Source organism: Gemmatimonadaceae bacterium (genome assembly GCA_036496605.1).
Classification (GTDB): Bacteria; Gemmatimonadota; Gemmatimonadetes; order Gemmatimonadales; family Gemmatimonadaceae; genus AG2.
In genome coordinates this window covers 1-25,630 of sequence record DASXKV010000050.1, presented here as the reverse complement: position 1 = coordinate 25,630, position 25,630 = coordinate 1, and the positions used below count along the sequence as shown (strand labels likewise).

Below are 25,630 nucleotides of genomic sequence, written 5' to 3'. Positions count from 1 at the left end.
CAATGCCAAGCGGGGCATTCGTGATCAGAGCCCCATGACGCTGGCGACAATGCGAATCACCGCTGGCTCGAGGATCCACGCGAGGACCAGGTAGGCGACGATTGGCGTGATGTCCACCATTCCGAGTGTCGGAATGATCCGTCGCAGCGGCACAAGCATCCAATCGGTAAGAGCATACGTCCAGCGGACCCACCGCGAGTATGGCGAGATGGGCAACCAGGATGACAACACTCTGACGATGAGCGCCAACTCGACCAGCTTGAACGCCCAGGCCACGATCATGACCGGCAGCAAGCGCGGATCGCCGACCGCGCTGGCCAGCTGACCAAGGAGCGTCCGAACGATGCCGAGTAGGAAGAGGAGAACGATCCCCCCAAGGACCACGGTCACTAGAGACCACCAGGGTGCTGACGCCGGCTGACCGCCCGCGCGCAGGACCATCCGCTCGACTGGCACCATCAGCGGATCCACGCTTCGTCGAAAAAAGCGAGCGACGCCGTTGAACGGACTGATTCGACGCGTCCGCACCAGCCAATCGACGAGTGCGATCACACCCATGGCTACAGCTGCCGCGAAGATCGCCAGCCGGAGACCGTGGACGACCAGATCGAAATCGGTCAAAAGAGCGTTCATTCGCGCGAAGTATAGAGGATCGATCGCAGCCCCGCTTCGACAGTCACTGTTGCGATCGCGCCTCATTTGTTTGCGGCCGGAACGTCGCGCCTGCTCCAACTCCAAACCCTGAAAGCGCATAGCGATCCGACTCTGGATGGTTTCTCACTTGCGTGGCACCCGCGCGGTGCGCCGCGTCGGCCCGAGAGTCACGGTTCATCGGCATATGCGTAACGAGCATCCTCGAGCAAGACCACCATGAGCGCCATCTGCGGGATCTTCCACCTCGATGGTCAGCCGGCAGCGCGCGACAAGATCGCAGCGATGTCGGCCGCGCTCGCGCACCGGGGACCCGATCGAGATGGCCTGTGGTCTGGAAACGACGTGGCCGTCGCCCATCGATTACTCGTTACGACACTCGAATCGGTGACTGAAGTTCAGCCCGTGGTGCGCTCCCCGGGCCAATTCGTTCTGGTCGCCGACGCCAGAATTGACAATCGGGACGAGCTGCTTTCGACGCTCCGACCTTCACTGTCGTATCGCGCGAGCGACAGCGAGATCATCCTCGCTGCATACGAACGGTGGGGCTGCGAGTGCGTCGATCGTCTCATCGGAGACTTTGCGTTCGCCATTTGGGATAGCCGCGCGGACACGCTCTTCTGCGCGCGCGATCCAATGGGCGTCAAGCCCTTTTACTACTTCCGAAACGATCGGGTATTTGCGTTCGCGACTGAGCTGAAATCCTTGTTCACTCTCGCTGACGTAACGCCGACAATCGATCCCGACGAAGTGTCTCTCTTCATGAGCGGTCGGCACGAAGAGCGAACGCGAACGATGTATCGTGATCTCATGCGGCTGCCGGCGGCGCACACGATGGTCGTCACGCGCGATCGCGTGATCGTGCGACGGTTCTGGAGTCCCGAATCCGCGGCTGACGTGCGTTATCGCACTGACGAGGAATTTGCGGAAGCGTTCCGCGACATATTCGCAAGAGCGGTAAGCGCCAGATCGCGATGCGCGAAAGCTATCGGCGCCACGCTCAGCGGTGGGTTGGACTCCTCGTCGGTGGTGTGCATGGCACGGCACCTCCGATCGCGCACGGCGCCGCCACTGCAGACCTTCTCGGTCATCTTTCCGACTTTACCCGAGCGAGAGCTTCGTCTCATCGATGAGCGCTCATTCGTCGACTCAGTCGTACAGTCTGGGGGCGTGCGTCCGCATTTCGTGCGCGGCGACCAAATCAGCCCATTGCGCGATCTGCGCAAAATCATCTGGCATCTGGACGAGCCATATTTCGCGCCGAATCTGTACCTGCACTGGGGGATGTACGAAGCCGCCGGCGAGACCGGCGTTCGCGTGCTTCTCGATGGCTTCGATGGGGACTCCGCCGTCGGCCATGGATTTGGCCGCCTAACGGGGCTGGCACGTGCCCGCCAATGGGACGCGCTCGAGGCCGAGCTTCTCGCTTTCAGCGCCCACCACGGCAAGTCCGCGCAACGTGCCGTCGATAACTATGTCCTGCCTCACCTGGAGGACTTGGCGAGGGAGGGACACTATGTGTCTTGGCTCGAGGCCGCGCGGAACGTCGGCCGACGCTTTGGTTTGTCCCGCGCTAATCTCGCCCTGACACGCGGTATTCGGCCAATGCTTTCGCGCTCGTTAGGGCGCGCCCGCCCCGCGATTCGTTCAGAGCGAGAAGCCCATGTCGAGGGGCTCTCGCAGCCGCTGTATCAGCTGACACTGGAGATCGCGGATAAATCGGCTGCGGCATTTGGCGTTGAGCCGCGTTACCCCTTCTTCGACCGGCGCCTCATCGAGTTCTGTGTTGGTCTGCCAGAGGAGCAGAAGTTCGGCGGAGGTTGGCCGCGGCTGCTCTTTCGCAGAGCCATGAATGGAGTTCTGCCGCCCGCCATACAGTGGCGAACGACGAAGTCGAACCTCTCCCCGAATTTTCATCGACAGTTCCGTGCGGTCGACGCAAGTATGTCTGAAATGCTCGACGAGGCCGCACTCGCGCCATACGTACGCATCGATCGGCTGTGCGCGCTCCGTAGCCAATATCAGGCGGCGAACGCGCAAGACGCCAGGAATGCGCAGGATCTGACGCTCTTCCGCACCATAGTGCTTGGAGAATGGTTGTCGCAGTTCGCAGACCGCAGTCACCGGGCGCGCTCCGACGTCGGGGCGCTTTCGCCGGAAGCCGCATGAGAATGCGCTGCCGTCGACTCGGGGACCAACAGGACGCGTGTCAGTGGGCGAGGACGATGCGGCCGTGGGCTCGCGTTGCCGTCCGTTCGTCACGCGTAATAACCGCACGCGTTGCGGTCACATCCACCCCTGACGGAGGGTAACAATGGCAGCAGCAGGAAAAAGAAAATGGGCCTCACCTGAGGTCCGACGGTTCGGCACGTTCGAGTCAGCGACCCAAGGAGGCTGCGACAAGACCTTTGGCACGTCTGACGGCTTCACGTTCGAGGGGCAGGCAATCGTCTGCTCCGCGTCGTAGCCGACCTCGAACACCGATAGCAACGCACTCACCGTTATGGCGCGCACAGCGCCGTAACGGTGAGAAGCGGCCCCCCTCGTGATGGGACTCTACAGATCGCACATCAGCGCGATGCTTCGATTGCGAACTATAAGGCAGCTCGAGTTGCGGCAGTGGGGCGCACTGATGCTTGCCGCGCCTCTGGTTGCGGCCATCCGAATCGCGCTCTGGGTTCTGCCCCCGGCAGTAATCGTCCGCCTGGTTGGCCGGCTCGGGCGTCAATCTGGCTCTCGAGTGTCGACGCGCATAACGAGCGACTCGGCGATGATTTGGGCTGTCGAAGCTGTCGCTCGGCGAATTCCGCGCGCGACCTGTCTCACGCAGGCGATCGCCGCGAAGCTCCTACTCGGTTGCATTGGCGACCACGTCCAACTCTGCCTCGGCGTCGCGCGCACCACTGACGGAGCGCTGCGCGCGCATGCATGGGTCGAGCGGGACGGCAAAGCTATCCTCGGCGGGGAGGGCATTCATTCTCTCGTGCGTCTTCCAGAGCTTCCGAGCGACGCGAACGTACACTCCCTATCACACGCTGAACTCCGCTGAGCTGTGACGACTGCCGCCATCTTGCCTCCAGTTGACGCCTCCACGATTCGCGAGCCTGCCGGCATCCGCGACTATTCAGTGTTTGGCGGAACACTGCGCTCCGAGATCGAATTTCCCGAACTGTCGATCTCGACGATTGGCGGGTTGCCCGACTGGTCGGTTGTCGTGGACGACCGCGCACCGTCCACTGAGGAATGGGTTCTAGTCGGTGAACGACAGATTCGCGAAGAGCGATATGAGCTCTGGCGTTCGTGCAACGGGCTGCGACTCGTGTACTCGCACGCCGGGACGTTCGACATCGCTCGCGACGGGTCGAGAATCGTCTGGTACTATCGTGCCGACGCGTTACCCGAGTTGGTGCGGAGCATCATCATCGGTCCCGCAATTTCCCTTGCGCTGGAGCTTGCGGGCTTCCTGTGCTTGCACGGAAGCGCAGTCGCGATTGGCGATTCGGCCGTGGCGTTCGTCGGCCCGAAGCACTTTGGCAAATCCACGCTCGCGGTCGCCCTGACAGCCGCTGGCGCTCGACTCATCGGTGACGATTTGCTTGTCGTGAGCGCCGGTCCACCCGCGACCATTCGCCCTGGCGTCGCGAGCGTACGCCTCTGGGCGGATATGACGACCGCGTTGCCGTTAGGTGCGATCTGCGAAACGCTCATTCCTGGCGTGAAGACCACGGCAACTGGCTTTGCCGGCCATGCCGTGGCGGCCGAACCGACCCCACTTCGCGCGATATACGCTCTCTCACCCGTCCAGGGCGCGCCCGACGTTCCAACCGTGCGTCGCAACTTGCTTTCGCCTAGTGAAGCGACGATCGCGTTGGCCCATCAGACAAAGTTGCCGCCCTCTCTCGTCGGACTTCGCGGCGCGGGCACTCAGCTCGCTGCCTCCGCAGCGTTGGCCGCAACCGTGCCAGTATGGACGCTGTATCCCGTGCGAGATGTCGCCCGATTGGGTCCGCTTGTGAGCCAGATCATCGAGTGGAGCAGCGTAGAATGAGCATAGTGAGCAGCATGCAGAGCCTTGGTCTCGGTCTCGAGACGGTGGTGCGCGCGTCGCCGCAGCAGGTTTTCTGCAACGTGGCGGACGAGGCTGTCCTCCTGAGTATGCGGGACGGAGAGTACTATGGCCTAAATGAAGTCGCAGCCAACATCTGGAGAACTATTCAGGCGCCGTGCACGGTGCTCGAGGTGCGCGACGCGCTGCTCGCCGAATACTGCGACATCCACGAGCCCGAGTGCGAAAGCGCCGTTCTCGCCTTCTTAGGCGAGATGATATCCCTCAAGCTGGTTGACCTTGTATGACGCGGTCTGTGCGGCGAGCGCTCTCGAAATGACCGTTGCGATCGCTGCTGGATGCGTTGCGGTGTTGCCACAGTTCGAACTGCCCTCCATTGCGCCATCTGCTCTCCGGGTTGGTGGACGTGGTCGTCAACTCATCAGTGCGCAACGTCTTCTCGATATCATTCGCCGTTAGGCTCAAGGCAACACGCCTGACCGACCACCGGCACCGTTGCTGCCATCCCCCCGGCAGACTCGCAACGCACCGCGATGCGCGCTCCCACTCAATCCGCTCTCGCGTCCTTCGAGATGACCCGCCGCTTCCCTTGGATTCGCAAGGCTAACGACCCTGACATCGCGGGGCAGCTGACGCCTGCCGGAGCCGAGGACGTCGAGTCGGATCTCGTTTTCCGACTCGCTCAGCCTGGCCGAGGAACACGCCGTTCGATCGATTTCGGCAGCGTAGGAGACTGGAACCGGCTCGTCCAGTTTGCGTCGGAGGAAAATGCGCTCATCGCGCTCCGGAAGTGTCTTGCCGGCGATGCCGGCAAGACGATTCCGGTCAACGTCGAGCGCCAAGTGGCGATTCTTTCGCTCGATCGCGAGTTCCGCATGCGACGTCTGCAGGAGCGACTGGAGCAGTCGGTCGTTGCTTTGAACCGAGCCGGCATCGAGCCGCTACTCCTGAAAGGCGGAGCGCTGGCGTACACCGTTTATTGCTCCTTCGCTGCGCGGCCCATGCGAGATATCGACTTGCTCGTGCCGCCCGATCGCGCTGACGACGCGCGCTCGATCATGCTCCAGTCGGGATGGCAGCTCGATCCGGAACTGCCGGGTGACCGGAGCTACGACGCGCATCATCATCTGCCGCCGTTGAGGGACGCGGTCTCGAGCGGCCTGCGTCTCGAGATTCATCGCGCGCTCATGGCTGCCGGCCATCCTTTTCGATTCACACGCGACGAACTATGGAGTGCCGCCCGTCGCGTGCAGGTGGGTGCCGGTCATGCCCTCGTTATGCACCCATCGCATCATGCCGTCCACATTGCAATTCACTTCGCGTGGGGCCACATGCTGAACCTGGGGGCATGGCATGCGTTCCGGGATCTGGCGGCTCTCGCGACCAAAGGAGTGCTCGACTGGTCCGATTTTGCACGGACTGCGTCGCGCTGGGGTGCTTCAACGTGCTGTTACTGGACTCTACGGCTCGGTCGTGAGTTATCGGCGCTACCAGTACCAGACGGAGTCTTGCATCAATTGCGGCCTCGTTTGCCGGAACTCGTGCGACGCTCTCTGACGCGGCATTTCGTGAGGGAACTGGCGCGCAATGACGCCGGCTGTCCCTCAGCGCGACTCAATCGGGCACTTTGGACAATGGCTATGCAGCCAGAGCGCTGCGGCCATGGTGCTGTTCGTCCTTGGCTCGTGTCATTGGAGCTTTTGTCTGCCTTTCACGAGAAAACGCGTCTCGCCGAGGATGGGTCACCGGAATCCGCGCTCCTGCAGCTTCGACGAACGGGGCGTTACCTGTCCGAGATAATCGCGTAAGAGAATCTCCGATGCGCTCTGCGCTCCGACAGCTTCTGGCCGTGTCGAGGCCGCGGTATCCGTCCGCCAATTCGCTGTTGGATTGCCACAACACTCCATGTGAGATGTGGGACCGGCCCTTCGCGACTCTGTGCGCTAGTGATTGCAGCCTATCGAGATAGCACATCGACGCACATCGAAAGCCGCGCGACCTGGCTTGGCCGTCATTGTGCAAAAGTGCCGGGCGTCCTCAGGCCCATCGTGATCGCAGCACGACTCCCGATTACACATGTCGACGGCGCACATCTTCACAGTTGATGTCGAAGAGTATTTCCAGGTCCACGCGTTCGAAGGCGTGATCCGTCGTACCGAGTGGCAAGACCTACCGAGCCGAGTTGCTCGGAATGTTGATTCTGTCTTGGAGTTGTTGAGCGAACACGGAGCCTCGGCGACGTTCTTCATACTGGGGTGGGTCGCTGATCGCCATCCTCACGTCGTGCGACGCATTGCAGAGGCAGGGCACGAAGTCGCGTCACATGGTTGGTGGCATTATCGAGTGACTTCACTCGAGCCTGAGGAATTCCGCGAAGACATCCGTGCTTCGAAGAGTCTCCTCGAGGACATCTGCGGACGCCCGGTGACAGGCTACCGAGCGCCGAGCTTCTCGATCACTCCTGATTCGCAGTTTGCGCTCGACGTGCTGCTCGAGGAGGGATACGTCTACGACTCGAGCATCTTCCCGATTCGCCGCTCTAATTATGGTTGGCCCGGTGCTCCGCCGATTCCACACTTGTTGCACTGTGCCAGCGGAACCCTGATCGAGTTTCCACTCGCGACGAGCCTATGGGGATCGTTCCGCATCCCCGCCGCCGGCGGCGGATACTTTCGCCAGTTTCCTTACTCGATTGTGCAGCGCGCCTTTCGGGAGCACGATACCCAAGGCGTTCCGGGCGTGTTCTACATTCACCCGTGGGAGCTCGACGCGGAACAGCCACGCGTTCGTGTAGGTCCGCTGAGCCAGCTCCGACACTATCGCGGACTCAAGGGCACTCAGGCTCGCCTCGACCGATTGCTTCGCGAGTTCAGATTTACCTCAATTGCGGCGCGGCTCGCAGAAGGACATAGCCGACTGCAGATAGAGTCGCCGACGTCCTCGTTCGCTTCCTGATCACCGAGCGAGGCGATCGACGATTGCGATCGCCACTTGCCCACGATCGAGCGATGGCGCGGACTACAAGCCCCCGCGCTTGAACAACATCACCGGGACGGTACGTAGCATGATCTTGACGTCCTCGGCGAGCGACTGGCGCTCCAGGTATTCCAGATCGTAACGCACTTTCGCGCGAACGTCGTCCAGAGAGGCGTCATACGCGCTGTTGACTTGGGCCCAGCCGGTAATGCCCGGACGCGCACGCTGACGCTGTTGATAGTCCGTGATTCGCGCTCGCAAATCTGCAAAAATTGTTGGCCGCTCGGGTCGCGGTCCGACAATGTTCATGTCACCGCGAATGACATTGAGCAGCTGGGGAAGTTCGTCGATGCGATATTGACGCAGGATCCGACCAATCCTGGTTATGCGGGGGTCATTGGCCGTCGCCCACACGGCTCCAGAACACCGCTCCGCATCGTTACGCATCGTGCGGAACTTGTAAATCGTAAAGACGAGGCCTCCCGCGTCCACTCCTCGGCGATCGTAAAGAGCCTGCGTGCGGCGGCGTCTGCGATTCACACCCACCCGATCCTGGGTGTAAATCACCGGACCCGGCGACGTCAGTCTGATAAGGGCGGCGATGAGAGCTATCAGTGGGCTCAGCACGATGAGCGCAAGCACGGCGAGCAAGATATTGACTGCCCGATTCGCCCATTCGACTCGCCGCCTGGGCATGCACAGGGCCGCCGGCTCGCGTGCGCTCCTGCGTTGTCGCGTCGCGAGAATCGGTGTATAGTGCGGGACGAACGGCTCAGCAGATGCGGAGGCGAAGGCGGCTTCGGCTTCCATGTGCCTCAAGTAGCGGGGCGGACAGAGAGTTGCTCGGCCGCTCCCTCTGCACTCCGCATGCTCGCATCCCACCGGTCGTCGCTCGACGCATAACTCTTTGCAAGGTCGTCGCTTCTGCGTCTCGAGAACCGACCGCTGGCGATATCGCGACTACCTGATGTGGATCAGCCCCCACAATTCGCACGCGCCCGCACCACAACTCAGTTGGGTTCTTCTACGTTTGCACTCCCCGTACGCCTGCTGGCGCTGTCACTTTCGCGCTTTTTGCGTCGCCAACTCTCAGCGTTTGCAAGGCCGCTCGAGTCCCATCAATGAGCCGTGAGGCAAGAGAGTCTGGCGTGCGCTCCTGGAGCCAGAGAACGGAGTTCATGACACGTCGCCATCCATGCCGCCGCAAGAACCGGATGCCGTAGTTCTCGCGGACAGCGTCGGTCCATTTGTACTTGTACTCGTACGCGCCGCGCATGAAATCGAACTCCACATAGCGCCGACAAAAGCACTCCTCGATGAGGAACTGGTGATGGAGCTTATTGGGCGCAATGGCTTCGTAGGCTGCATCGAAACCAATGTTCCAGTGGTGGTAGACGCCCCTGTGAACAAAGCCCAGTGTGTACGACATCAACTTCTGTTCGTGTCGTAGCGTCGAGCAGAGTACCTCGATGTCCTGTCGCTTTGATTGCATGAGCTCAACAAAGAACTCGCGAAATCCGGCGAGATCGTACAGCGATGTCCACCCCATTGCTTCGCTGCGCGCGGTATGTAGCGCGCGGAATTCTTCGAACAACGCTTCCGCCGGCGCGTTCTGCTCGAAATGTACGGACCACTTCCCGAGCGCATCGAGCTTGTGTCGACGCTTCTGCAGCTCGCGTCGATGATTTCGACTGAGGCCTCGGTAGTACTGGTCAAAGGTTCGGTTTCGAAGATCGATGTATAGACAACGCTCAACCGGACCAACGCGTGCGAAGTATCGACGAGACTGGCACTGTTCGAATGCGGGAATCGTTCTCGACCCGGCGCGCACGTTGGAAAGTTGCAGCTCGTCCCAGTCCCAGGTTTCGACGATATCCTTCACCATCGCGACGGTGACGTCTCGTCGATCGTCTCTGCTGTAGAGATCCGCATAGTCCGATATGCCCTCCCCTACGAACCGGAGGACTTGGCGGGGGACGCCCCATAGATGCTCGGTCGTGAGCATGAGCGGCGCGTATCCGACGAGCTCCGCCCCCTGCCACCACAAGCCTATGTGTAAGGAACGATCACCGGCAAATGACTGCCACCAGGCGCGATGCCAGGCAGTGGTGGAATGGGCATTCGAGAGAGACGTGGTCGAAAGCAGGTCATCGATCTGCGCCCGGTACAAATCCCAGCTCTGCGCGTCGCTGATTAGCTGGCAGTGCAGCCGAGTTGCTGGACGGCGTCGAGACGCAGCGAGATCGTGGCCGACGCGGTGCGTGCGATCGGCGCTGAGTTCCGCTCGGTTGAGATGGGTAGCCGGAAAAGCTCGATCAAGTAACAAAGTTTGATTGGTTACTAGTAGTGGGCCGTGCTTGGTGTGCGCCTACGAAAATCCGCGTGAAGAAGCGGAGAGCGGGCTCTGCGTTCGCGAAAGGTGTGCCTAGCGCTGAAGCGTCCAAATCAATCGTTTTCTCGCTAGAACCGGTACACCGTTCAATAACCGCCATTCGGTGAATAGCCAGAAGCGGCGAATGCGCGACAAGGCTGTCGCGTCGGAACTACACTGTCACCGTTGGCCAGGGCGCTTGGCCAAGGGCGACAACACCTTGGAGCGCGGGCTGAGTCTTGCCTGTCCCATCGTCGAACTATGCATCACGAGGTTCGCGCGGCCAGACAGCGCGCGCTCGCCATACTGACGTTGGACTGGAAATGCTCAATTCAGAAGCGCCACATCGGAAAGACAATTCGATACAACGGGCTGTCCCTCCTGCTCAACGATCGATGGAGCCGGCCTACGCTGGGCCGGACGCAGAGGATCCTAGCAATGATTTGCGACTTGCCCTCCGCCGTTCAGTCGCAGCGATGCTGCGATACAAATGGCTCTTGCTCTCGATTGCTATCGTCTCTGGAATAACTGCCTTCGCGATCCACGGCCGGTTTTCGGCCGTTTATGAGCCAGAAGCGAAGGTCTGGATTTCACCGTCGGAAGATGGCCAGCAACGCGCCGGGCCCGTGCGCGCTGCCGCGCTGCTGCCCTCGAGTTCCTGGGGAGATCTTTTGACTAGCTATGCCGTACTCGGACAGGTTGTCCGCGAACTGCACACGTACGTCCGACCTCTCGATCCACGAAACAACTCGCTCTTCTCGATCGTGGACGTCAACGACGTGGTGCGTCCCGGCCTGTATACGTTGAACGTCGATAGCGTCACGAGACGCTACACCCTGAGCATCACAAAAGCAGGGCACGAGCAAATCGTGGAGCGCGGAACGATAGCGGACTCCATCGGTGGAGCGGTTGGCCTTCGTTGGTCTCCCGACACGACAGCCCTCCTGAACGCTGGAACGGTCAGCTTTGCTCTGTATACCCCGCGCCAGGCATCGCAACAACTCCGTGAGCAGATTCGCTCGGTGGTCCCACGAGAGGGGAACATCATGCATGTCTATGTTGCGGGTCCGGACGCCTGGCTCGTAACGAGAACGCTCAACTCCGTCGTTCGCCATCTTGTCCTGACGGCCGGGGAGTTGAAGCGCCGAAATCTGACGGACGTGCGTGAGGCTCTTGAAACGCAGTTGGCGTATGCAGGCAAGGCACTGCAAACCGCGGACGATGCACTCGAGCGCTTCCGAATGGAGACGATCACGCTTCCGTCGGAGGCAGGAACGCCAATCAATGGTGGCGTGGCCATCACGCGCAATCCGGCAATTACCAATTACTTCAATCTCAAGCTCACGCTCGAGAACACGTCCCATGAGCGCGGCGTACTAGAGGAAACGCTCAACGATGTCAAAGCAGGCCGTGTCGACGTATCTGCCATGTGGCAGGTGCTGCCGACGGACATTAATACACAGGAAATCAGCAGTCTCCTTCAGGAGTACACAAAACGCAGCACCGAGCTTCGCAATGCGCAGGCGGCATTTACCGACAGCTACCAGGGTGTGAAGGACGCTCGTGCAGCCATCGCTCAGCTCAAGGACCGCGAGATCCCTCGTGCAGTGACAACGGTCGTCGACCAGCTGCGGCGGCGAGAAACCGATCTCGCCAGCGAGGTCGGCACCGGGTCCGCCAGTCTGAAAGAGATTCCGTCGCGCACCATCGAAGAGGTTCGGCTGACGCGTAACGCCGAGGCCCGAGGGCAGCTGTATGGAATGCTCCAAGGGCGCTATGAAGAAGCGCATCTCGCGGAGCTGAGCGTCGAGCCGGATCTTGCCGTCTTGGACTCAGCAGCCATGCCCGAATTCCCGATCCTGAACCGCGGCCGACAATTGGGCTTGATGGTCATCGCCGGCGGATTGCTTGCGGCGGTCCTTCTTGCCCTCGTGCTAGATCGGCTCGATAAGCGTATTCGTTACACCCATCAGGTCACTCAGAATCTGCGCTTGAACGTCATTGGTGCGGTGCCGCACGCCGCGCAGCGACGCACTCCGAAGCCACTCGACGTGATGCAGCTGATCGAGTCCTTTCGACTGCTACGCTTGAACGTCAGCTACGCAGCGACGAATGACCGTCAGCTGATGCTGACCGTCACGAGCGCTGGCCCGGGAGAGGGAAAATCTCTCGTGAGCGCCAACCTCGCGCTCTCCTTCGCTGGCGGCGGGTTCAGAACACTGCTCGTCGATGGAGATCTCCGACGCGGCCGTCTGCACACGACATTCGCGACCGATCGGCGACCTGGTCTTGTGGACGTACTGCGCGGCACTGTCCCGCTGAACGAATGCCTTCGCCCGACGTCTGAGCCGAGCCTAACGCTTCTGCCTAGCGGCTCGCGGCTTACCTCGGCGCCGGAGCTTCTCACATCGGTGGCATTCCAACAGCTCATGAAGACGTTGCAGGCGGACTATGATGTCATCTTGATCGATAGCCCGCCTTTGGCTGCCGGGATGGATCCTTACGCCCTCTGTGTGTCGACGGGAAACGCCCTGTTTGTCGTCCGCCTCGCGAAAACCGACGGCGAGATTGCTCGACAGAGACTTGAATCGCTCGAACGATTCCCCGTGAACGTAGTCGGTGCAGTGATCAACGACATACAGCCCGCTGGCGGCCTGAATACGGAGTATGCGTATCTTCCCGGATACGCGATACACGACGAGGACGACATGCTCACGACTGCCGAGGATGAACCAGCGGAGCGCTCCGCCGTCTTCAATTATCGATCGTGGCCACGGTAAATAGCGTCTGCGACTCGCCGTGTGCGAACGCCAGTCGGGGACTACGAATCGCTGAGAGGAGCACGATTACCCCTTATGCTCCCTTAGCCACTAGGATCGCGCGCGAACGTAGGCCGTTAGACTGCTGATTGCCTTGAGTCCAGGGCGGGAAACTCGGGCCAAACGAGAAGCTCGAACGACCGCCGGGTGCGACTGACGTTCGAGCCAGGCAGTGATACCTACCGTCAGCAGTCGATTCGCATCCGCACGAGACCATACGCTAGCGAGCGCCCACATCGGTACGAGCGAGAACAGAAAGAGCAGTGGCCACCACGCGCTGTAGGGCAGATTCGCGGATCGAACGACTGCGGAGTACACAAAGCCCTGCAGTAAGAACACGGGGAGAGAAGCGTAACCGACGCGGCGCAGCCACTCCGTCAGCAACGGTAGTCGTCGGCGTGCTTCCAGCTCGAGCACCAGCCACATGAACACCAGCCCAGAACCGCCGAAATAGGCGATGTACGCCGGACCGGGTGGGAACTTCAGAGTTGGACTCGTCAACAGTACTGCGAGCATTGAGCGCGACACCAACGAGTGAACTGGCCCGAGGTATCGGGTGACGACATAGGTGATTGTACCGAGGAGCATGCACCCACTACCGACCAGCAAGAACAGGCGTCGTGCCCGATGCGCTTCACGACGGCGATAGAAATATCCAACGTGCTCGCCGAGTACCGTGCCCAGTAGATAGACTGACAGCCATGGCAGCAGGGGGAAAACCAGTGTTCGCGGAGCCGCGATTTCGGAAGGCAGTGAACCGATGACGTACCGCTGAATGAGCAAAGCACCCGACCCGCTCGGGTGCCAGCGAGCCAGCATGAGCCAGGATGCGCAATAGAGCGATATCGCGATGGCGATTCGAAGCGGTCCGCGACTTACGTCGACTATGCGCGGCCCAAGCATGATTGCCACGGCCAGAGCATCAGTCAGAAAGCTCCCGTAATACGCCTCGGTCATCGTACTCCGCCGAAGCTGGGACACCGCGAGTAGAAAATGCCCAATCACTAACAGGAAAACGCCACGATCCAGAAGACGAATTCGCAGATGCGGCAGATCCACTGGATTCAAGACGCGAAGAAAGCCGAACATCATTCCGCTGATGAGAACGAAGCTCGGCGACGCGATCATGCTCACCGTCACCAGGAAATCGTTGGCCCTCATCCCGGTCTGCCAGAGGTAAGCGCCAGTAAAATGCGATAGACAGACGAAGAACATCGCCGCGCCGCGGGCCACATCGATCGAGTTTACACGCGCAACGTGACTGAACCTCGACCGATTCACATCTGGGCGGGACGGCGGCGCAAGGGGTCCCAAGAACTGATTGACCATGGCCTGGTCAGCGGTCCTGGTAAGGGGCAGTGGAGGGGAGACCTACACTCGCTCTTTCAGGCCTAGGGGTTGGCCTAGACATGCGTTTTGCGCGATTGTCGTGCCGATCGATTACTAAGAAAGATTAGTCAATGCTCACTCTGACGAACGAACCAATTGATTGCCATGCGAGCATCTATCGATTGGCTCAATCGTTCGGCACAAAGACGCTCGCGACAACTCGTGGCATGCGAGCCACACAGGCGCGGCTCCTGGCCAACGTCGCTAGGCAGCAAAATCATTGGCACGTGCTTCGCACTACTGCTGGGCGCTCCCGAGCAAGAACCCGCAATGGATACCTGACATGACGGTGCACGCCAAGCGCGCCGCACTCGCGCTCATCGCAAGCACTGTTCGCGTTCCATATTGGCGGATGTTCGTTCGCGACGTGGCGATCGTCTTCATGCTTCACCGATTCGCGGACGCCGATCGCGGCGTAGCGGGCGTGACGCCGGAAAACCTTCGCGAAAGCCTCGCATTCCTGCGGCGCCATCGTTTTCGCCTGACATCCTTTGGCGAACTCCTGTCCGGCTCACAGCTCGCAAGCAGCGGAAAAACACCGCTCGTGCTCTTCACCGTCGATGACGGGCATGCAGAATTTGCCACTGTTGCGGCGCCGGTCTTCGCGGAGTTCGATTGTCCCGTAACCGTATTTCTGACTACGGGGCCCATCGACAAGCCCTCGTGGTTTTGGTGGGACAAAGTCGAGTACGCGATGAACGCCACAAAGCGGGGCAGTCTCAGCGTCGAGCTGGGTGACGACGAGGTTGCGCGAAGCTGGAGTTCACCGTCCGAGCGAGCGGTGGCGGCGTCGGAGATCGTAGAGATGTTAAAAGCCATCCCAAACGAGGCGAAGCTGGACGCGCTCGCGCTCCTGGCCGACCGATTGGAAGTGCGTCTTCCAAGTACACCGCCGCCGCGTTATGCCGCCATGTCGTGGACCGATGTGCGGAATTGCGCGAGCCGCGGCGTCAAGTTCGGGCCACATACCGTGACACACCCGATGCTTTCGCAGATCTCCGAGAGCCAAGCCGAGTGGGAGATATCGGAAAGCTGGAAGCGTCTCCGCGCGGAGTGCGAGGCGACAGTTCCTGTCTTCTGCTACCCGAACGGCGTGTTCTCATCGCGCGACGTGCGTATCCTGCGCGCCACCGATCTCGTCGCAGCTGTCACAACGAGACCGTCTTATGCTGCCAGAAGTGTCGCGCGCGCTGGTGCATCCGACGCGCGCTTCAACGTGCCACGATTCGGTTATCCAACCAACCGCGCGCAGTTCGTCGCAATCGTCACCGGCCTCGATCGCGTAAACTCCTATCTCAGGCAGGGTCGCGCCGGCTGGCAAGCGGTTGGTGAGCCCGAGCATCCGCCGCCGGCCGTGTGAGTTGATCGCAGCGCAGGAAGAGATTGCGAGCGACTGCCTCGGTTGTAGCGGCCATCGTTCGGTCGTTGCATCAGCGCCACAGTTGATCGCCGCAGTACGAAAGCGGGTCATGCCGGCGTAACGCCCATCCCGTGATCTGACAACAAGATGTCCGGTCAAGAACGCTGCCCCCCCAGCGGCTCCGGATCTTGCTTCCTCCACAGACAGATCTAGACGCGGCGTGCCGCGTTGCTGTGGCCGGGCCGTAATTGACAGCCACGCAGAACGAACCTCCAGCTGTCGCTTCCTTTTCGAGATACAGGATTCAGCATCACGTGACGCATCGTCCATCGCGAGACACCGACGGTCGTACACTCGCGATTATCCCTGCGCGTGGTGGATCGAAGGGTGTTCCCCGAAAGAATGTCCGCGAGCTCGCCGGGAAGCCGTTGCTCGTGCATTCCATTGAGCAGGCGCAGGCTACCTCGCAAATCGACTCCGTCATCGTCTCGACGGACGATCCGGAGATCGCGAGCCTTGCCAGAGCTGCTGGCGCGGAGGTCATGGAACGACCGCTGTCGCTCGCTCGAGACGACACGCCGACACTCCCGGTGCTCTTGCACGTTCTGAAACAACTCGACTCAGAACATCTTCCCAGTCGAGTCGTTACGCTGCAGCCCACATCGCCCCTTCGCCGATCGGAAGATCTTGCGGCGGCGATCGAGCGGCTGACGGCGACCTTCGACTCCGTCATTGGCGTCTGTCTCGCCGAGCACTCGCCGTACAAAATGTTCAATGTACGCGGCGAAGAATTGTCGCCGCTCATTCCCGGCACGCCGCCCGGTACGCCGCGACAACGGCTCCCCGCCGCGTACCGCGAGAACGGCGCCGTCTACGTCACCTGGCGCGACGTACTCGTCGACCAACGCTCGATTTGGGGTGGGCGCGCGCGTCCCTATCTCATGGACGCCGAGTCATCCGTCGACATCGACAGCGTCCTCGATTTCGCAATTGCTGAAGCACTTCTCAAAACTCGCTCCGTAAACGCCGTCACGATATGAAGACCGAGTTCAACTTCGCCGGCCGCATGATCGGCCTCGATCATCCGCCGCTCGTTATCGCGGAAATCGGCATCAATCACGAAGGGAGCCTCGAACGGGCGCTCCAGATGATTGACGACGCGCACACCGCTGGGTGCGAATGCGTGAAGTTTCAGTCACACGTCATTGAAGACGAGATGATTCCGAATGATGTGATACCGGGAAATGCGCGCGAGAGCATTTGGAACATCATGTCGCGCTGCGCACTCACGGAGGCGGAGGAGATCGAGACCAAGCGGTACGCTGAGAGCAAGGGTCTGATGTATCTCAGCACGCCCTTCTCACGCGCGGCGGCAGATCGCCTGGAGCGCATGCATGTCCCCGCGTTCAAGATCGGCTCGGGTGAGTGCAATAACTATCCACTCATCAAGCACATCGCCGGGTTTGGGAAACCCGTCATCCTGAGTACGGGAATGAACAACCTCGCGTCGATCGAACCGGCGGTCGACATCCTCCGAGCCGCGCGTGTGCCATTCGCGCTGCTGCACTGCACGTCGATGTATCCGACCCCCTACGCCAAAGTCCGATTGGGCGGCATCACCGATCTCGCGACTGCGTTTCCCGACGCGGTCGTTGGATTGAGCGACCATTCGTTAGGCAGCTACACCTGCTTTGCCGCGATCCCACTGGGGGCTCGCATTCTCGAGAAGCACTTCACGTCGCGCAAGGATTGGCCCGGTCCAGACGTTCCGATCTCGCTCGATCCAGACGAGCTGCGCGATCTTGTAAGCGGATCGCGGGCGATCTTCGAGGCGCTCGGCGGCGACAAGAGCATCCTCCCGGAAGAGCAACCAACGATCGACTTCGCGTACGCGTCCGTCGTCTCGATTCGCGCGATCGCCGAAGGAGAGGAATTCACGGAGAGCAACATCTGGGTGAAGCGACCCGGCACTGGCCAGATCAAGGCTCGACATTTCGACGATCTCATCGGCCGCCGGAGCCGCGCGGCGATTCCGTCGAATACTCAGCTCGCGTGGGCCGATGTCGGCTGATTTCTTTGGTTCTCATTCGGACCAACTCGGTCCACAGCGACGGATCCTTTTTCTCACGGGCACTCGGGCCGACTTCGGAAAAATGAAGCCGCTCATGCGTGCCGTGCAGAATGAGCCCGGATTCATCTGCGAAGTATTCGTGACCGGTATGCACATGCTCAAGCGCTACGGATTGACGGTGAACGAAATCCGTAATGCCGGCATCACGAACATATTTACCTTTATCAATCAAGACAGCACCGAGCGCGGGATGGACGTGGTGCTGGCGAACACCATTCGCGGCCTCGGACACTATGTGCGTGAGTTTCGGCCCGACATGATCGTCGTTCACGGTGATCGCGTCGAAGCGCTCGGCGGCGCGATCGTGGGCTCCCTGCACAATATTCTCGTCGCACACGTCGAAGGCGGCGAAATATCGGGCACGATCGACGAGCTCCTGCGTCACGCCATCTCGAAATTGTCACATTTGCATTTTGTGTCGAATGAACAAGCGAGACGACGCCTGATTCAGATGGGCGAACTCGACACATCCGTGCACGTCATCGGATCGCCGAACATCGACATCATGCTGTCAGACACGTTGCCGACGCTGACCGAGGTGAAGCAGCGCTACGATATCCCGCACGACGAGTACGCGCTGCTGGTCTACCATCCCGTCACAACCGAGGTCGAAAGAATTCGCACGCACGCCCAGGCGGTGGTGACAGGCGCGATACGGTCGGGACTCAACTATGTCGTTATCTATCCGAACAATGACAGCGGGACCGAATCGATCATGGAAGTCCTGGAATCGGTACGCGGGCATCCGCGCTTCACGTTGTTGCCATCGATGCGATTCGAGTACTATCTGACCCTTCTGCGCCACGCGCAGGCAATCGTCGGCAACTCGAGCTCCGGTGTGCACGAAGCGCCAGTGTACGGCGTCCCGACCGTCAATATCGGTACCCGTCAGCTCAATCGCTTTCGCTACCAGAGCATCATCGACGTCTCGGAGGATGAGGAGCAAATAGTCGCGGCGCTGTCAGATCTGCCGACGGCTGTGCCGTCGTTGCACTTCGGAACTGGTCAGAGCGCGCGATTGTTCATGGAGCGGCTCGAGGACTCCGACACGTGGTCGACTCCATGCCAGAAGCAATTTCGAGACTTCACACTCGGTGCCGCCATCGGCGCGCTGACTCAGGTTGGCGGCAACGGCAGTGGCATCCCCGTTGCGGCATCGCCGGTCTTACCGGACCGCGGGCGACTGCAAGCGATTTAGCCTAACGCTCACGCCGTGCGCGGAGTGTCCATTCGCACGGCGAGGCGGTTGCGCTGCAGGGGATATCGTTCGTGTCGAGCCGGTCGAGAACGAGCACCGACGTGCTAATCGAGTTTAGCGGCAGAGCCACGAGCTCTGCCTTGCAGCTCAACGCGACTCGACATCCTTGATGAGCGGCGAGGTCGAGCGTGTCCGCTGAAAAGCTTCCATAAGGAAAGCACATGATCCATTCACTTACGGATTCGTCGTACACGTCGTTCAGGAAGGCGCGGCTCGCGCACAACTCCGCGACCTGTCGCTCGGGCGACAAGAGACCCATATGCTCGTGATGATCGCCGTGCCCGCCGATTTCCATGCCGCTCTTCAGGAGACAGCGTAGCTGGCTCCTGTCCATGTAGAGCTCACGTGAGAACGTCGCCTCGTCCACCGCGACGTGACGGCGGAAAAGCTCATCGACGACGCGCTCGCGAACGATGCTCGGCAGCGCGTGTTGCAATAGTCGTTTGAGAAAGGCGGTCGTCGTCGAATCATACTTGTTAGGCAGCCGATATCGCGCGATGAGCTCCTTCTCGCTCGGCAGATCGTGCTCGCGCCGCAAAGAGGCGATGAGCTGCGAGACGTCGCGCAACAGGAGATCGTGGTCAGCCGTCGAGGCGAGCACGAAATGAATCTTGTGAACATCCAGGACGACCTGATCACGAATCGGCCGCGCCGACGGGAAAAAGGCGCCCGGAATGCCGCGCTCCATCAGACGCGGAAAGACGGTTTCGAAATGATCGCTCAATCCATCGTCGAACGTGAGTACGCAGGGTAACTCCGGCAGCGAACGCTCGCCGCGCGCCGCCGCGAGGACATCCTGGATCCTCACGACCGAATGGTGGCGCTGGATATAGTCCAGTTGCGCCTCGAACTCGTCGGTACGACGTCCCTTGATCGCCGGGTACCGCGAGCGCGGTAGATCCCGCACATAGTGGTACATGACGAGTGTCAGCATGCTGGGATTGCCGCTCAGGACGAGAGCGCGAAACTCATGCGCGCAGCATCGTGAGCGCGAGTCGCGGGGAAAGAATCCATCGGCGGACGAGGAGACGATCGTCGTTTGAGAGCACGCTCGCGTGCCAGACCGCGAAGAAATACACGGCGAGAAGGCCCATCCGCAGGCCTAACGACGTAACGAGGCTGGCGCGCGGGAGCAGGGCGCCCGCTATGCAGACGACGACGCTGACCGCGCAGAGACGCACGACAGGCGACCAGTTGTACTCCACACGCCACAGGCGCTGTGAGAAGAAATAGATCCAACCGTAACGCGTCGCGAACGCGATAGCGGTGGCCACCGCCGCACCCATTCCGTGATACCGTGGGATCAGCAGTGCATAAGCGGCGAGGGCAACGAGCGCGGCCGCCCAATTCGCGAGAGTAGAGTACACCGTCTTCTCGCTCATCAGAATGCCAATGTCCTGGATCTGTGCCCAGCCTTGCAACACGTACGCGATCAGGATTACCGGCACCAGGTCCGCCGCGCTGTAAAACGCAGGAGTCGTCATGATGCGCAATACATCGGGAACGAATAGCGAGAGGCCTACCGCCGTTGTGAGCAGCACGAGGTTCATGTACAGGAAGCCACGCGCGAACACGTCGTCGCGATCGCCGCGCTTGGCGATCTCGAAGCGCATCGGCTCCCAGACCATCTCGAACGGGATGTAGCCGATGGCTGCCAGGAGGAATCCAAATTGATAGGCGAGAGAATAAAGACCCACGTCGCCCATGGTGCCCGCGCGCTGGAGGAAGTATCTGTCGCCAAAGGTCACGATGAAGGTTGCGAATTGCGTCCCGATGAGCGGTACTCCATAACGAAGTAACTGCCTAGTCGCGACCGGCGAGAGACGCAATCCAACGTCGCGGACTACATAGGCGCAGAGCCAGGCGCCGACTATGGCAGAAGCCGCCAAATTGCCGAGGAAGACGCCGCGCACGCCCATCCCGTGATAGACCACGAAGTAGATGTTGAAGCCGAGCTGCATAGCCAATTTGAGCGCATTGGCGATCACGAAGAGGCCTGAGCGTTCTCGTAAACGCGCATACGACAACGGCACCAACTGGAGGCTTTGCAGCGCAAGCGTGATGGCGGCGAGCTGTATGAGGGGCGCGTACTGCGGAGAGGTGAAAACCAGTAAGGAGAGGGGCTTCGCGATCACATAGGTGATGGCCCCGATGACGCCATAGCTTGAGCCAAGCGCGACGAGTGCGGTCGAAACGACTGCGTTTCTTTCGCGCTCCCCTTCAGCCTTGTGGTAGTACCGAAATATCCCGAGGGCGAGCTTCGCCCCGGCGACGATCGAGATGATATCGAGCGTCATCCCGATCAACTCCATCACACCGTAATCCGCAGGTGTGAGGAAACGCGTGTAGACGGGAAGCATGATGAAGCTCACCGCCCTTGTGAGCATCATGCCCGCGCCGTAGACCAGCGTGTGGCGGCCGACGCGGCCCATCTGAAATTGCTTTGATCCCGAGGAATCGGTCACAACTAATTGAGGCAGTATGAGGGAGGGCTCGTCCTTCTCGAGGGCGCGCCGCGTGCGCCTCGGAAGCAACTCCCAGGCCGGTGCCTTGGCTGATCACAACGCTGTCAAGTTTATACTGCGACGCAACTTGCGTGACACGAATCGGCCTGTGGCGGCCTACGATGAGCTCCAGTGACACGATCTCCGGGTGAGCTGTTGCGCTGTCACAACAGGATGACCTCTGGCGGTCTTATCGAGACGTCGCTCACGTTTCGTGTAAGCCTGGCGATTTCCTTTCCTTCTTCTAAGTTGCGCGACCTCGAACTATGCCGAGATGGCCAATGCGCGTTTGGTACTGCATAACTAGTGGTGGTGGTGGAGTAATCTGACCGACATGAACTCGAGCCAGTCGGCACTCAGCCGCACGCGAGTGCTCCATATCATTCAGAATTTGAATTACGGCGGCATGGAGCGTCTCCTCGCCGACATTGTACGAGGCCTCGACCGCGCTCGGTTTGACGCCCACGTGCTAGCGCTCCAGTACCTCGGGCGCTTCGCCGACGGCTTGCGAGAGGTGGCTCAACTTCATCTAGCCAAGCCGATGTCGCGCTGGTCCATGATTCGACCAAGCTCGCTTGCGCGGCAGATCGCGAGCATTGAACCGGACGTGGTTCACACGCACAGTGGCGTCTGGTTCAAGGCCAGTCTCGCGGCAAGGATGGCGGGGGTAAGGAGAATCATCCATACAGAGCATGGGCGCGCGCAGCCCGATCCACTGATGGATCGCGCAATTGACGCGCTCGCCGCTCGGCGCACGGATGTCATCGTTGCAGTCTCAGAGCGTCTCGCTCAGCAAATTGTTGCAACCCACATTGCGCCGGCCACCCGAGTGCGCGTCATTCCCAACGGCGTAGAGACGAGCGTGCTCCGGCCCCGAATGGATGACGGTGCGCTTCGCCGTGAGCTTGGGATATCATCGCATGTTGCGGTGCTGGGTAGCATCGGGCGACTCGAGCCGATCAAGGGCTATGACATCATGGTCGACGCCTTCGCGACTCTCGTTGCTGAATGGCACGCCGACGAGCCGCCCGTGCTGGTGGTTGCGGGAGATGGATCAGAGCGAGAGGCTCTCGAACACGCGATTGAGGATCGCGGGCTGCGCGGTCGCGTGTATTTCCTGGGTTGGCGCAACGACATCCAGTCTCTGCTATCGACGTTCACGCTGTTCACCATGTCTTCGCGGAGCGAAGGCACTTCGATCAGTCTCCTCGAAGCCATGAGCAGTGGTTTGTGCCCCGTAGTAACCGACGTCGGCGGCAACCGTGCTGTGCTCGGTGATCAACTCACGCATCGCCTGGTTCCTGCCGGTGATGCGCGGGTCCTCAGCACCGCCTGGCGCGAGGCGCTATGCGACCCGGTGCGTCGTCGCGATGATGCAGTGTTGGCGCGCATGCGTGTGGAGACTGCATTTGATCTACGTGCAACGATCGGCGAGTACGAACAGCTATACGAGATGCGCTGATCAGGAAAGCGCGATCACACGTTTCTCGAAGACTCGTCACCTCTGCAATCTCATCCGCTTCGCGAGAACACAATGGGCGATTGGTCACAGATCCAATCAGAACAAATGTCTCTGCTGGCTTCGTGAGATTTCTTGTACAACGAGTGCGAGTCAGGTCACAGCGCAAAACATCGGCATGACTGTATATGGCATCCACGCAGCAGTCGTGGGATTTACGAAATAGCCAAAATGGTCAGCCTCTTTGTTCAGTAAGCCAAGTCACCTGAGTTACAGGTGGACGAAATCCCGGGACTCAAACTCCCACTTGAGGAAGGTTGACCGTGAGCCCCCCGCGCCAAAGCGGGTGAAGGATTCACGAGCCGAACGGCAGGATCGCACGGCCTCAACTCGAGGTGAGCGACAAGGGCAAACCCGGCGAAAGCCGGCGACGCAAAGCTACGAGGCTACAGCGCGATGAATCGCGCCAAGCTAGTCGGGCCGCCGAACTACAGCTGAGAGGAGGTCGGTTTATGCGAACCCCCCGGATGTTGCTCCTCGGTTTCGCGGTCATCACCGCGTGCTCCGAAGCAAACAAGAGCTCCGTCACTTATACGAATAATGGCCCCATCGAAACCCCGGTGGCGGTCGCTTCCGTTGTCGTGTCACTCAGCGCGTCATCAGTACAGATTGGCGGGTCGGTTCAGGCGACCGCCGTACTCAAAGACGCAAGTGGAAGCACATTGACCGGACCCACGGTCAGCTGGAGTAGCTCGAATGCTGCCGTTGCGACCGTAAACAGTACGGGTCGCGTGACAGCGCTCGGCCCAGGTAGCGCGAGCATCATCGCAACGAGTGAGGGCGTCACGGGATCTGCGGACGTCGGTGTCATCGTCTCGCCTCCCGCACCGGTGGCATCGGTGAGCGTCTCGTTAGGCTCGTCGAGCTTGAACGTCGGCCAGACGACACAGGCTACGGCCGTCTTGAAAGACGGAAGCGGCAACGTGCTGACGGGTCGCACTATCGGCTGGAGCAGCCTGAACACGGCTGTTGCCACCGTGACCAGCGCCGGAGTCGTCACGGCCGTGAGTGCGGGTAGCGCGACGATCGTTGCCACGAGTGAGGGCGTCTCGGGCCAGGCGACGGTTGGTATTGTTGCCGCGGGCCCGGCATCTGTCGCATCGGTGACCGTGTCGTTGACGGGCAGCCTCGGTGTGGGGCAGACTACGCAGGCCACGGCAGTGCTGAAAGATGCCAGCGGCAACGTGCTGACGGGTCGGGCGATCAGTTGGAGTAGCTCGAATACGGCCGTTGCGACCGTGAATGGCAGTGGAGTCGTAACGGCGGTCAGTATCGGCAGTTCGAACATCGTTGCTACGAGTGAGGGCGTCACCGGACAGGCGACCGTCGCTGTTGTCGCTGTTCCTCCGCCGCCCGTGGCGTCCGTGAGCGTGTCGTTAGGCTCTGGCAGCCTCACTATTGGGCAGACGACGCAGGCGACGGCGGTGTTGAAGGACGCGAATGGCAACGTGTTGAGCGGGCGCACGATTACGTGGACAAGCTCGAACACAGCCGTTGCGACCGTGAACAGCACGGGAGTCGTGACGGCGACGGGCGCGGGTAGCGCGAATATCGTCGCCACGAGTGAAGGCGTCACCGGACAGGCCAGCCTCACCGTCACGCTTGCGCCAGTGGCATCAGTGAGCGTAGCGTTAGGCGCCGGCAGCCTCGCGGTGGGTCAGACGACGCAAGCCACGGCGGTGCTGAAAGACGCCATTGGCAACGTGCTCACGGGGCGAACGATCAGCTGGAGCAGCTCGAACATGGCTGTTGCGACCGTGAACAACACGGGAGTCGTGACAGCGGTCGGCACGGGTAGCGCGAGCATCGTGGCCACGAGTGAAGGCGTCACCGGACAGGCGAGCCTGACCGTCACTGTCGTGCCGGTGGCCTCGGTGAGCGTGTCGTTAGCCTCGGGCAGCCTAACTGTCGGACTGACGACGCAGGCGACGGCGGTGTTGAAGGACACCGGTGGCAACGTGTTGACCGGGCGAACGGTCACATGGGCGAGCTCGAACACGGCCGTTGCGACCGTCAACAGCACGGGTGTGGTGACGGCGATGGGCGCGGGTAGCGCGAACATCGTCGCCACGAGCGGAGGCGTTTCCGGACAAGCCAGCCTGACTGTGACGCTGGTGACCGTAGCCTCTGTGAGCGTGTCGTTGGGCTCGGGCAGCCTCACCGTCGGACAGACGACCCAGGCCACGGCTGTGTTGAAGGACGCGACTGGCAACGTGCTGACTGGGCGCACGATCACCTGGAGTAGCTCGAACAGCGCCGTTGCGACGGTCAACAGCTCGGGTCTCGTGACGGCGGTCGGTGCCGGCAGCGCGAACATTGTTGCGACAAGTGGCGGCATCACCGGCCAGGCCAGCCTGAGCGTGACCCTGGCCGCCGTGGCGACGGTGAGCGTGTCGTTAGGCACGAGTAATCTGATCGTGGGGCAAACCACGCAGGCCACAGCGGTGCTGAAGGACGCGAGCGGAAATGTGCTCACCGGGCGCACGATCACCTGGGCGAGCACGAATACCGTCGTGGCCACCGTCTCGGCCACCGGCTCGGTGACGGCCGTCGCCACCGGAAATGCCGGTGTCACGGCGACGGCCG

At 60.8% G+C, this 25,630-nt stretch carries 19 protein-coding genes and 1 riboswitch; of the genes, 13 read left to right on the top strand and 6 right to left on the bottom strand.

Annotated features, from left to right (window positions below; genetic code table 11):
- Positions 1-24: 24 nt before the first annotated feature.
- Complete coding sequence (locus VGH98_18690) at positions 25-633, bottom strand: YggT family protein (GenBank protein ID HEY2378009.1); 609 nt, start codon at positions 631-633, stop codon at positions 25-27.
- 237 nt (positions 634-870) lie between these two features.
- Here VGH98_18690 and VGH98_18685 point away from each other — a divergent pair, with 237 nt between their 5' ends.
- The 6 genes from VGH98_18685 to VGH98_18660 all read left to right on the top strand — a co-directional run bounded on the left by VGH98_18685 (position 871) and on the right by VGH98_18660 (position 7,672).
- Positions 871-2,820, top strand: a complete 1,950-nt coding sequence (locus tag VGH98_18685; protein HEY2378008.1) for a lasso peptide isopeptide bond-forming cyclase — start codon at positions 871-873, stop codon at positions 2,818-2,820.
- A 379-nt stretch (positions 2,821-3,199) separates the two neighbouring features.
- On the top strand, positions 3,200-3,700 hold the full coding sequence (locus VGH98_18680) for a lasso peptide biosynthesis B2 protein (protein ID HEY2378007.1): 501 nt from the start codon (positions 3,200-3,202) through the stop codon (positions 3,698-3,700).
- 3 nt (positions 3,701-3,703) lie between these two features.
- Positions 3,704-4,699, top strand: coding sequence for a hypothetical protein (locus tag VGH98_18675; GenBank protein HEY2378006.1), 996 nt, complete (start codon positions 3,704-3,706; stop codon positions 4,697-4,699).
- The gene (locus tag VGH98_18670; GenBank protein HEY2378005.1) at positions 4,696-5,004 is read left to right on the top strand and encodes a PqqD family protein; all 309 of its coding nucleotides are present in this window, start codon (positions 4,696-4,698) and stop codon (positions 5,002-5,004) included. The genes VGH98_18675 and VGH98_18670 overlap by 4 nt, the downstream gene beginning before the upstream one ends.
- Before the next feature lie 246 nt (positions 5,005-5,250).
- The gene (locus VGH98_18665) at positions 5,251-6,525 is read left to right on the top strand and encodes a nucleotidyltransferase family protein (GenBank protein HEY2378004.1); all 1,275 of its coding nucleotides are present in this window, start codon (positions 5,251-5,253) and stop codon (positions 6,523-6,525) included.
- Positions 6,526-6,793: 268 nt separating this feature from the next.
- Positions 6,794-7,672: an XrtA system polysaccharide deacetylase gene (locus tag VGH98_18660; protein ID HEY2378003.1), complete on the top strand. Its 879-nt coding sequence runs from the start codon at positions 6,794-6,796 to the stop codon at positions 7,670-7,672.
- 63 nt (positions 7,673-7,735) lie between these two features.
- Here VGH98_18660 and VGH98_18655 read toward each other — a convergent pair whose 3' ends face one another.
- Positions 7,736-8,503 carry a sugar transferase gene (locus tag VGH98_18655; GenBank protein HEY2378002.1) on the bottom strand — a complete coding sequence of 256 codons (768 nt, stop codon included), beginning with the start codon at positions 8,501-8,503 and terminating at the stop codon, positions 7,736-7,738.
- A gap of 214 nt (positions 8,504-8,717) precedes the next feature.
- Complete coding sequence (locus VGH98_18650) at positions 8,718-9,698, bottom strand: GNAT family N-acetyltransferase (protein HEY2378001.1); 981 nt, start codon at positions 9,696-9,698, stop codon at positions 8,718-8,720.
- Positions 9,699-10,540: 842 nt separating this feature from the next.
- Here VGH98_18650 and VGH98_18645 point away from each other — a divergent pair.
- On the top strand, positions 10,541-12,844 hold the full coding sequence (locus VGH98_18645; protein ID HEY2378000.1) for a polysaccharide biosynthesis tyrosine autokinase: 2,304 nt from the start codon (positions 10,541-10,543) through the stop codon (positions 12,842-12,844).
- 90 nt (positions 12,845-12,934) lie between these two features.
- Here the strand turns inward: VGH98_18645 and VGH98_18640 are convergent, their stop codons facing one another.
- Positions 12,935-14,164: a heparan-alpha-glucosaminide N-acetyltransferase domain-containing protein gene (locus tag VGH98_18640; protein ID HEY2377999.1), complete on the bottom strand. Its 1,230-nt coding sequence runs from the start codon at positions 14,162-14,164 to the stop codon at positions 12,935-12,937.
- Between the two features lie 391 nt (positions 14,165-14,555).
- Between VGH98_18640 and VGH98_18635 the strand changes: the two genes are divergently transcribed.
- The 4 genes from VGH98_18635 to neuC all read left to right on the top strand — a co-directional run bounded on the left by VGH98_18635 (position 14,556) and on the right by neuC (position 18,961).
- Entirely contained in the window at positions 14,556-15,632 is a 1,077-nt protein-coding gene (locus VGH98_18635; GenBank protein HEY2377998.1) for a polysaccharide deacetylase family protein, read from the top strand.
- 314 nt (positions 15,633-15,946) lie between these two features.
- Entirely contained in the window at positions 15,947-16,672 is a 726-nt protein-coding gene (locus VGH98_18630) for an acylneuraminate cytidylyltransferase family protein (GenBank protein ID HEY2377997.1), read from the top strand.
- Positions 16,669-17,703, top strand: a complete 1,035-nt coding sequence (locus VGH98_18625) for an N-acetylneuraminate synthase family protein (protein ID HEY2377996.1) — start codon at positions 16,669-16,671, stop codon at positions 17,701-17,703. The genes VGH98_18630 and VGH98_18625 overlap by 4 nt, the downstream gene beginning before the upstream one ends.
- Positions 17,693-18,961 (top strand): UDP-N-acetylglucosamine 2-epimerase, encoded by a 1,269-nt coding sequence (neuC, locus tag VGH98_18620; GenBank protein ID HEY2377995.1) that lies wholly within the window; start codon positions 17,693-17,695, stop codon positions 18,959-18,961. Before VGH98_18625 ends, neuC begins: the two co-directional genes overlap by 11 nt.
- Before the next feature lies 1 nt (position 18,962).
- Here the strand turns inward: neuC and VGH98_18615 are convergent, their stop codons facing one another.
- The gene (locus VGH98_18615; protein HEY2377994.1) at positions 18,963-19,955 is read right to left on the bottom strand and encodes a polysaccharide deacetylase family protein; all 993 of its coding nucleotides are present in this window, start codon (positions 19,953-19,955) and stop codon (positions 18,963-18,965) included.
- A 34-nt stretch (positions 19,956-19,989) separates the two neighbouring features.
- The gene (locus tag VGH98_18610) at positions 19,990-21,486 is read right to left on the bottom strand and encodes a lipopolysaccharide biosynthesis protein (GenBank protein ID HEY2377993.1); all 1,497 of its coding nucleotides are present in this window, start codon (positions 21,484-21,486) and stop codon (positions 19,990-19,992) included.
- A gap of 373 nt (positions 21,487-21,859) precedes the next feature.
- Between VGH98_18610 and VGH98_18605 the strand changes: the two genes are divergently transcribed.
- Positions 21,860-22,987, top strand: coding sequence for a glycosyltransferase (locus VGH98_18605; GenBank protein ID HEY2377992.1), 1,128 nt, complete (start codon positions 21,860-21,862; stop codon positions 22,985-22,987).
- Between the two features lie 394 nt (positions 22,988-23,381).
- Positions 23,382-23,472: riboswitch (cyclic di-GMP riboswitch) on the top strand.
- 24 nt (positions 23,473-23,496) lie between these two features.
- A partial coding sequence (locus VGH98_18600; protein HEY2377991.1) for an Ig-like domain-containing protein occupies positions 23,497-25,630 on the top strand: 2,134 nt, incomplete at its 3' end.